This is a genomic window from Nodularia harveyana UHCC-0300 (genome assembly GCF_034931085.1).
In the GTDB taxonomy this organism is placed as follows: Bacteria; Cyanobacteriota; Cyanobacteriia; order Cyanobacteriales; family Nostocaceae; genus Nodularia; species Nodularia harveyana.
On sequence record NZ_JAYGHG010000009.1, the window covers coordinates 15,476 to 27,658 of the forward strand.

The following is a 12,183-nucleotide window of genomic DNA, read 5'->3' on the forward strand; positions in this document are numbered from 1 at the left end:
CCAGTCCCCAGTCCCCATTCCCCACTTAAGGATAGAATCCTAGTTTGGGTAAACCCAAGGTTTCATCCCAACCCATCATTAGGTTCAAACACTGTATGGCTTGACCCGCCTGGCCTTTAATCAGATTGTCAATGGCTGACATGACTATTACTCGACCTGTGCGCGGGTCAACTTCTAAACCGATGTAACACAAATTGCTGCCACAAGCCCACTTGGTTTGAGGATAAACGCCACTTTCACAGATTCTTACCCAAGGGGCGTTACGATAAAAGGCTGTATAAATGGTAATTAAGTCATCTCTCACTAGTCCGGGGTCGCGGAGTGAAGCATATACTGTGGCTAAAATCCCCCGCACCATAGGGATGAGATGGGGGGTAAATTGAACTGTGACTTCGTGACCTGCTAAATCACTACAAATCTGCTCAATTTCCGGGGTGTGGCGGTGACGACTGACACCGTAGGCTCCCAATGAGTTATCGGCTTCTGCTAATAATAGGTTAATTTTCCCTTGTCTACCGCCCCCTGATGTGCCGGATTTAGCATCAATGATGGCGGTTTCGGGGACGATTAAGCCTTGTTTGAGTAGGGGGGAAAGGGCTAAAAGGCTGGCGGTGGGGTAACAACCAGGACAGCCAACTAACTGAGCTTCGGCAATGCGATCGCGGTATAATTCGGGTAAGCCATATACTGCTGTAGCAGCTGTGGTGCGATCGCTTCTCTGAGTACCATACCAATTACTGTATGTGGTTAAATCACTAAATCTATAATCTGCGCTCAAATCCAGGACTTTACAGCCTTTTTCACACAATATCGGGGCAATTTGGCAAGCTAGTCCATTTGGTAGCGAGAGAAATACGACTTCACAACGGTGAGCAATTACTTCTGCATCTACTGGTTCTATTGTCAAGTTAACTAGATGAGCCAGATGGGGATAAAGGTCTCCAAAGGATTTACCTGCACTACTCTCACCACCTAAATAAACTAGTTCAATTTCTGGATGATCCATCAATAATCTCACTAGTTGCACTCCGCCATAGCCTGACGCGCCGACAATTCCCACTGGTACGCGTCTAAAATTACCCATAATTATAAAATCCTTATCTGTTTTCGGTTAACTTGGTTCTCAATGCTCAAATATCAGTTACAAGATAGCAGGCTTACAATACACTACTAACCGTAAATCAAAAGTTTTAACTCTGCCTGGGGTTGTGGCAAGATTTTACACTGTGAATAGCTCAAATCAGTATTTTTTCTCTCCACATTCCATAAATCTGGGAATTGAGCATCTCTGTTGTGGCAATCTCAAGGTAATTTGACGAAATATATTTTTTCTAGTTAAGTAGTTAAGCCGAAATCAAGCAAACTCTATGAGTTCAAGTCAAAACCCCTGAAACCCTTACCAATAGAACAGGAGAAAGGAAACATAACTTTCCTCCCTAGTTAACTTTGGCGTTAAGGGGAGCCGAGGTTTGATTTATATCCACCCATTTAGTCTATTTCTCTGCCCCATAAACGAGCTACAATTTAAAATAAGAAATTGTAAGAAAAATTTACTTTTGCTAGCTGGAAATTTTCTGTGTCAAAGCCTAAGCCTACAGGACAGTCTGAATCTACCTCCCTGAATGGGGAAGATACCCGCACAGGTGTAACTCCGAACGTAGGGGAAAAAACTGATGGTGCTGCCTCCTCAACCCCAGCCTTTAAATTTGACTCTATTGATGCTGCTTTGGCAGACTTAAAAGCGGGTCGTGTGATTGTGGTGGTAGATGATGAAAATCGAGAAAACGAAGGCGATTTAATCTGTGCCGCCGAATTTGCCACGCCAAATATGATTAATTTCATGGCGGTGGAAGCTAGAGGTTTGATTTGTCTGGCGATGACGGGCGATCGCCTGGATGAATTAGACTTACCATTAATGGTGACCAACATCACCGATACTAACCAAACTGCATTTACTGTTAGTATTGATGCTGGACCGGAATTAGGTGTAACTACTGGCATATCTGCCGAAGACCGGGCCCGCACTATTCAAATTACCCTCAACCCCGCAACCAAACCCACAGATTTGCGTCGCCCTGGTCATATTTTTCCCATTCGGGCTAAGGTGGGAGGTGTACTCAAACGCGCCGGACATACAGAAGCAGCCGTTGATTTATCTCGATTAGCTGGGTTATATCCCGCCGGGGTAATTTGTGAAATTCAAAACCCTAATGGTTCTATGGCGCGGTTGCCGGAATTAATCCTGTACGCTCAACATCACGATCTGAAAATTATTAGTATTGCTGATTTAATTAGTTATCGCCTAAACAATGATCGCCTAGTATATCGGGAAGTAGTCACTAAGTTACCTAGCCAATTCGGTCAGTTTGATATTTACGCCTATCGCCATACTGTGGATAATACAGAACACGTGGCTATCGTCAAGGGTGATCCTGCTAATTTTCAAGATCAGCAAGTCATGGTGCGGATGCACTCGGAATGTTTAACCGGTGATGCTTTGGGTTCCTTGCGCTGCGACTGTCGGATGCAACTGGTAGCAGCATTAAAAATGATTGAAGCGGCGGGTCAAGGTGTCGTAGTTTACCTGCGCCAAGAAGGGCGGGGAATTGGTTTAATTAATAAGCTCAAAGCCTATTCTCTACAGGATATGGGGCTGGATACAGTGGAGGCTAACGAGCGGTTGGGATTTCCGGCTGACCTGCGTGATTATGGTATGGGGGCGCAAATTCTCATGGATTTGGGTGTAAAAAATATTCGCCTAATTACCAATAATCCCCGTAAAATTGCGGGACTCAAGGGCTACGGTTTGGAAGTAGTTGACCGCGTACCGTTGTTGATTGAAGCTAACGATTACAATTCCTATTATTTGGCTACCAAAGCCCAGAAGTTGGGTCATATGTTGTTACAGACTTACTTAGTCACTGTCGCAATTAAATGGCAAGATGATCCGGAATTAGTCACCCAACGCTATGAACGCCTAGAGAAATTACGGCTTTTAGCTAAAAATAATCATTTATTGTTACAAGAAGAAGCCCGTCCCATAGGGTTGGCATTGTTTACGCAACCATCTTTAACAGTACACTTGGGTTTTGATCAAGCGAATGTGGCTGATAGTGATTGGTATCGGCAGAATGGTCATCCATACTTGCAAGCAATTTTCCAAATTCTCGACCACTTGGTAACTTTACCTGATGTGGAGAAGTTAGAATTTCTGATTTCTAGTGGTCATGACCCCTTGAGTAATTTGCAGGTGAAACTAGACCGTCAGATGTTCTCTTGTGATACTTTACCTTCCTCAATCTGCGATCGCCTGGAAACGCAACAAATTTATAGCTTCACCAGAGAAATTAATTCTGCGCCTGATAGTTAGGAGTTAATTCCCGATAGCTATGGAGTAACCGCAAAAATTTATCACCATCAAAACTGAGGGGGTCGTTTTTTTGACCAGAACGGTCTACAGCTGCATGGGTAGTAATGCGATAGTCTGGAACTTGACTTTGAGCAATTAACCAAGCCAGAGAATTGTATTGTAATTCCGTATAACCACTATGAGACTTGAGAAAATTATTTCCCCTTCCGTCCGGTGGTGTTTCTAAAGAAACGTGATAAGCAAAATTATTCACAGAGGATGGTAAATCAGGATTAGTGATTACGGTTTCCACACCATTGGGACTTTCAAACACCGAATTAGCCGCCCCATAAGCGCGTTTATCTGGAGGGACTAAATAAATAATCTTGCCATCTAGCTGAATTAAAGCATGATAACTGGCTTGCACATTATCATCTTGATTGAGTGTTTTGAAAAAATTCACCGCACTCGCAGCAGAATCACCGGTTTCATGTAGGACAATAATGGCTTGATTGTTCAGAGGTAAACCATTGACATCCTGAGAATACCTCTCACCATAGTTGCTGGGGTGGACTGCAATAATGTCATAGTCAGGTATATATTGATTAAAAGCTGCTGTGGTTCTATATCTCCCAGAACTTTGATTACTGGAAACTGAAGGAGGGGGTAAATCTGCTGGTGCTTCTTCCTCTGGTTCTGTTGCTGATTGTAATTCAGCTTCTGGGTATTGACTCCAATCTATGCTGGGGTCAGGAATTTCAGGATTAGAGGTGATTTGATTACTTTGTATTCTTCCCAGGGATAACACTATCATGACTGTGGTTAATATCAGGGAAATTATTAATATTCTAGTAGCCCAGTTTATAAATTTCATTAGTAATCAAAAAATTAGTAATTCTAATCTTTCATATTCTAGGATGTGTCATCAATATCGCCAACTTCACCCCAACTATTTATTTTTATTTGAAGGGGGCAAAACTACCTTTATCGCCAGTATTGCAAAGATAAAAGAGCAGAGAGTATGAGTAAAGCCATAGTCATCTTTGTTCTTTCTGATGCTGGAAAAATAGAGTGCTATGAGGGAATCACTTTTTTTACCGCGAATCAGAATATCAGATTCGTGGGCAGCGAAAGACGAGTGTGGGTTTGAACTGCTTAGGTACAGCATACTTATAGATTCTCCAACTGGATATTTCTCCTTAGTGTAATGTCGGAAAGCACCACGATTGCGTGATTTTAAAATGTAATATTGTCGTGATTTCCGATCTCTACCGCTACTAGGTAAAACTTTTTGCTGGACAAAGACTGTTATCTCTTCTCCATGTGCCTTGACTACTTTAGCTTTCCGGTAGTTAAAATTCAGATTTAACACAATAATGGAAGACAGCATTAGTAAAAAACAGGCAATGACAATTCTGGCGGGTAACGTCCAAAGATATTGGACCAGGGGATTGGAGGAGGAATTAGGATTCGGTTCTTGAATTTTCATGTTTTATAAAGTTTTCAGTCAATTAATAATTAATTACAGGTCGCTATAGTTAGCAGTGCAAAAAAAACGATAAAAACGTGGCATTGCAGCAAGCATAACTCCTCAAAAGGTAGTGAAAAATTGAATAAACTTGATGAGATTAAGTCTGGTCTTGGAAAAAGATAATTTAGAAGCAAGCATAATTCTTTATTCCTAGAAACTTTGCATTAAGGCGTGCGAGTAGCAATTAAACATAACTTGACACTCAAACCCTCCTCCTTTCTGCCTCATCCTAACGATAAATATTCATGCCTAATGACTCTCTAGGTAAATAAGAGAAAACTAAAAGATTCATTAGAGAATCCCAGTACATAGTTGGTAAATGTTCTAATCTTAGGAAGATTGGGACATTCTAGGACAAGTTTCAGGGTATCTAGCAATAAAAATGGAGAATAGGAGACTCGAACCCCTGACCTTTGCGGTGCGATCGCAGCACTCTACCAATGGCTGATTAATTTTAGTTAAAATATATGAGTAAATCAGCTATTTGTCAAACTCAGGAGCTATGAGGATGAATGAAAGGGAAACACTTGCAACCCAAACTGTGAATATCAAATTGATAAATACTCTTATCCAAGTTATTCGCGCTCTTTTTCCAGAGGAACGCCAAATTTTAGTACGAGAACTATTTTTTGAAGGTTCTGAACCCTCAAATCAAGAATTAATTAAATTAGCTGAAACTGGAGTCTGTTTTGATTTTTTGGCAAATGAACTAACTAGATATTTATACCTGTGAAGATGGAGAACCTGTTTAATGATCTAATTTTTACCTATTGCTATATCTAATAACTCAAATTATTATCATAAAATGGTTAAATAGATAAATTATGTCTATTTCTCAAGATTGTCAATTTTTCTGGTAAAAAAAGGATAAAAATATGGAAATTACTATCGAAATTCCCGAAGATATTGGTAATCAACTCCAAAAAAACTGGCAAGACTTACCGCAAAAAATTTTAGAAGCTTTAGCAATAGAAGCTTATAGAAATGGAATAATGAATGCTGGACAAATTCAACAGTTATTAAAAATGTCCTCGCTGGGGGAAACTGAAACATTTTTAAGACAATCTCAGCTTGCTTTCAATGAGGTTCAAAGAGTTGGAGGGGAAGAAGAACCAATAAAAACTTTATCTGCTGCTGTTGATGATTTGCAAGATATTTGTGTTGCAGAAAATTATTCTTTAGAAATTCCCTCTCGTTATGATCGTCCTAATTTATTTTTTTAATTTTAGCTATGAGTTTTTTATGTGATACTAATATCATTAGTGAATTAGTGCGTCCTCAGCCTAATCCTGGAGTTTTAATCTGGGTGAAAAATTTATCTGATATAAATATTAGTGTAATTACTGTTGAAGAAATATTTTATGGTTTAACATCAAAACCCAACATAAAAATTCAAAGTTGGTGGGAAAATTTTATGCAAAATCACTGCCAAATGTTGCCGATAACTGCTGAAATTGCCAAACTTTGTGGTCAACTACGAGGTCAACAAAGGTTAAGTGGTAAAACAGTCACCCAAGCAGATATGATGATTGCGGCTACAGCCCAGATACACCAATTAACTTTAGTGACGCGCAATATTCGTGATTTTGATAGTTGTGGTATCCCACTTTTTAACCCTTTCAGTTAGTCTCATGGCATCAGCAAAGCCCTGATGTGAAAATAAATGGAGAATAGGAGACTCGAACCCCTGACCTCTGCGGTGCGATCGCAGCACTCTACCAACTGAGCTAATTCCCCTAGTAAATGCAGAGTTAGTAACTCTGACACACATATCGTATATTAACACTCTGGGACTGCAAGTTTCATCTCTTTTTGGGAATAAATTTCCTGCACTCGTTCTAGTTCCAACTCAATCAAGTAGTCCACAGTCCAGTTACAGCAACGCTGAAGCATATGGAAGGGGTAGGTATTGGCGACACCAACTACCTGCATTTGGGCTTGTCTGGCGGCTTCTATACCTACGGGAGTATCTTCAATGGCTAGACATTCTTGGGGTTTTAAATCCAAATCAGGATATGCTTGGTTGAGACGGTCTACAGCTAGCAAATAACCATCTGGCTGGGGTTTGCTGGTGGTAATGTCATCGCCGGCGACAATCACGGGAAAATATGGGGTGAGTTTGGCTCGTTCTAATATGAGTTCGATTTCTGGGCGAATTGCGCCACTGACTAAGGCGAGTTTCACAGTTTCGGGACTATCTGGGGTAATTTTGAGCGATCGCAACTGATAGATTAAGTCTTCAACACCGGGATACAATGGCAGCTTTGCGATTTTAGCCATTTCCTCAACATAGGCTTCAGCTTTGCGGTGCAGCAGTTTAGTCAGATATTCCTGAGTAACTAGTCTACCACGGTGATGGAACAAATCTTGAAAATACGCGCGATCGCTCTGCCCTAAACCAGCTTGGCGCTCACTAGCCTTTTGGGGTTGCAGATTTTCCGCAATCAGAATCTCATCTATCAATTGTAGGTGGATACGCTCATCGTTAATGATTACACCATTAAAATCAAATAAAACTGCCTTTAAACTCATGTTATTTAGCCAAAAACTGGAGATCCAAAATCCTGCACATCATCATTATCTCTGGAGATTAGTACATCCTGCTGGGCATAATTTCGCATATTTGCATCTGCTACGGGAATCGGTTTAATTCCGCTTGTTACCTGATTTATCCACCAAACCCCCTGAGTTCGCACCGCTTCAAACCCAGCAGCGCCCATACGTGCATCTAAATTATCAGCCGCATACTCACGAATATACGGTTCTTCAAACACATCACTCAACCAATGCAACTGACGCAGAGTATTCTGATTACCATCCAAAATTAAGACCTGTCCACCAGTCACCAATAACCGGAAGCTTTCCTGTAGAACGGCTTGACAAACTGCACTGGGTGTTTCGTGAAATAACAAAGAAGCTGTAACTAAATCAAAATCACCGTCCGGGAAATTGGTAGTTTCCGCATTCCCATGTTGCCAGTGTATCTTTAATCCGGCAGTTTTAGCCTTATCTTCTGCCCTGACTAACATATAAGGGGATAAGTCTAAGCCGATGACTTGGGCTTGGGGAAATGCCTGTTTTAACATTAAAGTTGTGGAACCAGTACCGCAACCTAAATCTAGTATCCGCCGTGGTTGCACTTGGATGGCATCAATTAAAGCTTGACGAACTAAAGTCTCATTCGGTGGGACAACGTATTGAGTAATAGGATCATAGCTGACTGCGGCGCTGGAGTTGAGATAACCGCCTTCAATGCCGTGAAAGTTTTGACTACTGTAGTATGCAGGTATGATCACATCAGATTGGCGCAAGCGATCGCATTCTTGCTCCCAGTTGATACTATCAGAGTAGCGCCGCAAAGCCTCTTTATCAATGAACTGCGTCACCACAGGGGAGAGAAATTTTTCCCAAATTGTATCTTGACGAGTAGCCATAGGATTTAACCAGATTTAATGAGTTAGCTGAATGCTTGACAAATTTTAACTAATTATTGTGACTAACTGCTTTGTTGCACCACAGAATATTTAGTAATACCACGGGCGATCGCATTGACATCCGAATTTTCATATATTACATTAGTAGTATCTGAGTTCTTTCTGAGCAAATAAAATGTCATATCCCCATAAACTTGCCGCTACTAAGTAGATAGACATAATTAAATATCAGATAAAATTTTGTTTATCATCACTAATAAATCCTGTTCTAGTAACCTGTGAAAGTTGCTGTTTTTCCTGAATGGGAAATTTTATTTGATTAGTTGTTTCTACTTAGCTAGTGCAGAAACGCGAAATTTTCCCTGAAATTATCAATCAACTAGAACCTAGAAAACTAAATAATAATTATGCCCTACGAAAAGTTAGAAATTACGACACCATCCCCTGTTTTATCCTGGGCAAATCACCCTTTGGGTCCACAGGAAATCAACATGGCCAAGAATGTGGCATCATTACCATTTGTGTTTAAGCATATAGCTTTAATGCCAGATGTTCACTTAGGTAAAGGTGCTTTAGTTGGTTCTGTCATCGCCACCAAAGAAGCAATAATTCCGGCGGCTGTGGGTGTGGATATTGGTTGCTTTGTGGGAGATACTCTAATTCCTCTAGTCGATGGTCATTCCTATAGCCTCAAAGAGCTAACAAATTGGGAAAAAGCCTTTCTTGTTTATGCTTGTACGCCAACAGGCAAAATTGTTGTAGCTTCAGCAACTGCTAAACTGACGAGACGAAATGCTTCTCTCGTGAAAGTAGTTTTGGATAATGGCGAAGAAATTATTTGTACCCCCGACCACCAATTTATGCTTCGGGATGGCTCTTATCAAGAAGCTCAGTTGCTTTCAACCGGTACTTCTTTAATGCCCTTCTATTCTAGGACTGGTAAAGATGGCTATACCTTAATTTCTCAACCATACTCTAGCAGATGGCAAAAAGCACATTGGATTCTTGCTAGGTCTGGTTTACTCGGAGAGATTCCTAAATTTGAAGGGCAAAGAACTGTCATTCACCATCGCAACTTCAATGAATCTGATAATCGACCAGATAATCTTGAATTCATGGGCAATTGCGATCATTCTGCTTATCATCGCTCTTTAGTAGAATCTAATCAACACTGGCAATCTTCCGCATTTGAAGAAAAAAGAATTGCTGCTTTGGTTCAAAAAGCACAAACTCCAGAAGGACATAAATATTATGCAGAGCGAGGAACTAAGAATATTCTTCGGTATATGCAGCAGCAACCAGAACATTTTAGAAATGCAGTTGCAGGTAATGGTCTTCGAGGTAAGCAATATTTAGTTGAATATAACCAAAGTGAAAAAGGAAGAGCAAAATCTCAGGAGATTGCTAACAGATACTATAGTTGTGATATTTGTGGTGCAGAAGTCAAAACTCCCATTGGACTACATAACCATCGGCGAAAAGAACATCAATGTAATCACAAAGTTGTCGCTGTAGTTCCCTTAAATTACACGGAAAATGTTTACTGTCTTACAGTTCCTGAGTACCAAAACTTTGCTTTAAAAGCTGGTGTATTTGTTCATAACTGCGGGATGAGCGCCATCAAAATGCCATTTACTGGTGAAAAACTCGAAGGCAAACTGAAGAAAATTCGCTTAGATATTGAAGCAGCAATTCCTACGGGATTTAATGCTAACAAAGAAGTGGAAAAATCTGCTACTAATTGGCAACGGTGGCGGGACTTTTCCGACTTACATCCAGGTGTTCAAGACCTGGAAAGCAAAGCGATGAAACAAATGGGTTCTCTGGGGGGAGGTAATCATTTTATTGAAGTATGCCTCGATACAGAAAACCAAGTTTGGTTAATGCTGCATTCCGGTTCTCGTAACATCGGTAATCAGCTCGCACAGTGCCATATTAGTACAGCCAAAGAACTAGCGAAAATGGCGGGGAATAAATTACCTGATCCTGATTTATCCTATTTCATCGCTGGTACGCCAGAATTTCAAGCATACTGGCATGATTTGCAGTGGGCGCAAGACTACGCACGTTTCAACCGGGATGTGATGATGGCACGTTTTAAGCACATCATCGAGAAGCATTTGGCGGGGGGAAAGTTGACTAAGCCTTTATTACAGGTAAATTGTCATCACAATTACGCTGAAAAAGAAGTGCATTTTGATGAGGATGTTTATGTGACTCGTAAAGGTGCAGTCCGCGCCCAAACTGAAGACTATGGGATTATTCCTGGTTCAATGGGAGCAAAATCTTTCATTGTTAAGGGTAAAGGTAATGCTCACAGTTTTTGTTCTTGCTTTGCGGCTGGGACTAAAGTATTAACTGAGTTTGGTTTGATGAATATAGAAGATATCTTTAATTCATCTCAGCCTATCAAGTTAATCTCCTACAACGAGAAACTTCAGAAGTTTGAACCTCAGAATATTTTGGATAAAAGTGGACGGGTAGCTGTAGCCAACAAGTATTCTGTATCTCAAACTAGACGCAGATTAGAAAACACAATTACCTGTACTCCCAATCATCCTTTTGCTACTTACCAGCAAGGTATATTGTCCTATCTTCCCGTTGAAGATATCGCTCTAGCTTCTGGAGGAGTCATCTTACCTACAAATATCAACATTCGCTCTAGTTTGACAGCAGAAGAACAAGACATCAATTTTTACTACTTACTTGGTGTGATCTTGTCAGACGGTACGATACATCTCAAAGAACGGAAAAATGCACCAGAGATAAATGATAGACCTCGGAATGGTAAATACTTAAATTCCCATATTCGTATTTATCAATCACAAGACCCTTCTAAGCAACCTTTTATCCAACATTTGCAGGAACTATTTAATTTCTATACTGCAAAAGTTTCTTCCCGACTACAAGCACCAAGAACTTCTCATCTACAAGGACGCTCAATTACAGGTTTAGGATTGGTTGAGTTAACAGTAAGTGAACTGTCTTTGGTCGAGAAAGTTCAACAGCTTTTACCAAATTTACCTAATATTATCCTGGGGAATCCATTTTTAGCTCTCTATTTTTTAGCTGGCTATTTAGATGGAGATGGCACTTTTAACAAAGGCACTATATCTATCAGTCTCGGCAAAAAAGAGATGTTTTCAACTTTAGTTTGTAGTCTTTTATCTCTAGGTGTTGCCTATAAAGTTTACCGAAATCGAACTAACTACGCAGTGGAATTTCGTGACAATGTTTTATTGAGCAAATTGTCTTCTATTTGTAAGAGACTTGTGATTGATGAACCACCATCTCGTCTCTATTCAGATAAACTACTATTAGCTAATTCTGTAGCAGGAGGAACACTCAAGTGTGATAACCTCACTACTATGGCAAAGTGGGGAAAGATGGTAGATATTTCTAAGTTTCAAGGACAATCTATTGACCTCAATTTGGCAATGAATAGGGTATTTAAGGTTGAATCTAACTTAGAAATGCCAGTGTACAACTTTACAGTTGAAGATAACAACAATTATGTTGTATTTACAGAATACTATACCCCGTTACTAGTACATAACTGCTCCCACGGTGCGGGGCGCTTAATGTCGAGAGCTAAGGCAAAAAAAGCCTATACGCTTGATGATTTGATTGAGCAAACACAGGGTGTAGAGTGTCGTAAGGATACTGGGGTTTTAGATGAAATTCCTGGTGCTTATAAATCCATTGATCAGGTGATGGCAAATCAAGCAGATTTAGTGGAAGTTGTGGCTACACTCAAGCAAGTTGTTTGTGTGAAGGGTTAAATTTTTAGGGTGGGTAATGCCCACCTTTTTTATTTTTAAATGCAGAGGAACTAAAATTTATTTTTCTAATTTAAAATGATGTTATTG

General features: G+C 40.3%; 10 protein-coding genes, 1 tRNA gene and 1 pseudogene. 6 read left to right on the forward strand and 6 right to left on the reverse strand.

The genetic code is table 11. The features are described 5' to 3' along the window. Window positions 1-25: 25 nt before the first annotated feature. Window positions 26-1,084 (reverse strand): N-acetyl-gamma-glutamyl-phosphate reductase, encoded by a 1,059-nt coding sequence (argC, locus tag VB620_RS08020; RefSeq protein WP_323195622.1) that lies wholly within the window; start codon window positions 1,082-1,084, stop codon window positions 26-28. A gap of 492 nt (window positions 1,085-1,576) precedes the next feature. Here argC and ribBA point away from each other — a divergent pair, with 492 nt between their 5' ends. Next, window positions 1,577-3,370, forward strand: a complete 1,794-nt coding sequence (ribBA, locus tag VB620_RS08025; protein WP_323195623.1) for a bifunctional 3,4-dihydroxy-2-butanone-4-phosphate synthase/GTP cyclohydrolase II — start codon at window positions 1,577-1,579, stop codon at window positions 3,368-3,370. Here the strand turns inward: ribBA and VB620_RS08030 are convergent. Beyond that, entirely contained in the window at window positions 3,348-4,223 is an 876-nt protein-coding gene (locus VB620_RS08030; protein ID WP_323195624.1) for a peptidoglycan recognition protein family protein, read from the reverse strand. The genes ribBA and VB620_RS08030 overlap by 23 nt on opposite strands. Window positions 4,224-4,298: 75 nt before the next feature. Beyond that, window positions 4,299-4,838 (reverse strand): hypothetical protein, encoded by a 540-nt coding sequence (locus tag VB620_RS08035; protein WP_323195625.1) that lies wholly within the window; start codon window positions 4,836-4,838, stop codon window positions 4,299-4,301. Between the two features lie 550 nt (window positions 4,839-5,388). On the opposite strand from VB620_RS08035, the gene VB620_RS08040 reads away from it, so the two are divergent. The 3 genes from VB620_RS08040 to VB620_RS08050 all read left to right on the forward strand — a co-directional run bounded on the left by VB620_RS08040 (window position 5,389) and on the right by VB620_RS08050 (window position 6,507). Further along, a complete protein-coding gene (locus VB620_RS08040) occupies window positions 5,389-5,613 on the forward strand; it encodes a hypothetical protein (protein ID WP_323195626.1) in 225 nt (74 codons plus the stop codon). A 142-nt stretch (window positions 5,614-5,755) separates the two neighbouring features. After that, complete coding sequence (locus VB620_RS08045; RefSeq protein WP_323195627.1) at window positions 5,756-6,103, forward strand: UPF0175 family protein; 348 nt, start codon at window positions 5,756-5,758, stop codon at window positions 6,101-6,103. Window positions 6,104-6,111: 8 nt separating this feature from the next. Beyond that, window positions 6,112-6,507: a type II toxin-antitoxin system VapC family toxin gene (locus VB620_RS08050; protein WP_323195628.1), complete on the forward strand. Its 396-nt coding sequence runs from the start codon at window positions 6,112-6,114 to the stop codon at window positions 6,505-6,507. Between the two features lie 37 nt (window positions 6,508-6,544). Here VB620_RS08050 and VB620_RS08055 read toward each other — a convergent pair. From VB620_RS08055 to VB620_RS08065, 3 genes are all read right to left on the reverse strand, one after another. Next, window positions 6,545-6,617, reverse strand: a tRNA-Ala gene (locus VB620_RS08055). A gap of 42 nt (window positions 6,618-6,659) precedes the next feature. Then, window positions 6,660-7,412, reverse strand: a complete 753-nt coding sequence (locus tag VB620_RS08060; protein WP_323195629.1) for an HAD family hydrolase — start codon at window positions 7,410-7,412, stop codon at window positions 6,660-6,662. A 5-nt stretch (window positions 7,413-7,417) separates the two neighbouring features. Further along, complete coding sequence (locus VB620_RS08065; RefSeq protein WP_323195630.1) at window positions 7,418-8,314, reverse strand: class I SAM-dependent methyltransferase; 897 nt, start codon at window positions 8,312-8,314, stop codon at window positions 7,418-7,420. A gap of 491 nt (window positions 8,315-8,805) precedes the next feature. Here VB620_RS08065 and VB620_RS20930 point away from each other — a divergent pair. Then, a pseudogene (locus VB620_RS20930) lies at window positions 8,806-11,514 on the forward strand (RtcB family protein); the annotation flags it as partial. Between the two features lie 273 nt (window positions 11,515-11,787). After that, entirely contained in the window at window positions 11,788-12,096 is a 309-nt protein-coding gene (locus VB620_RS08075; RefSeq protein ID WP_323195725.1) for an RtcB family protein, read from the forward strand. Window positions 12,097-12,183 lie beyond the last annotated feature (87 nt).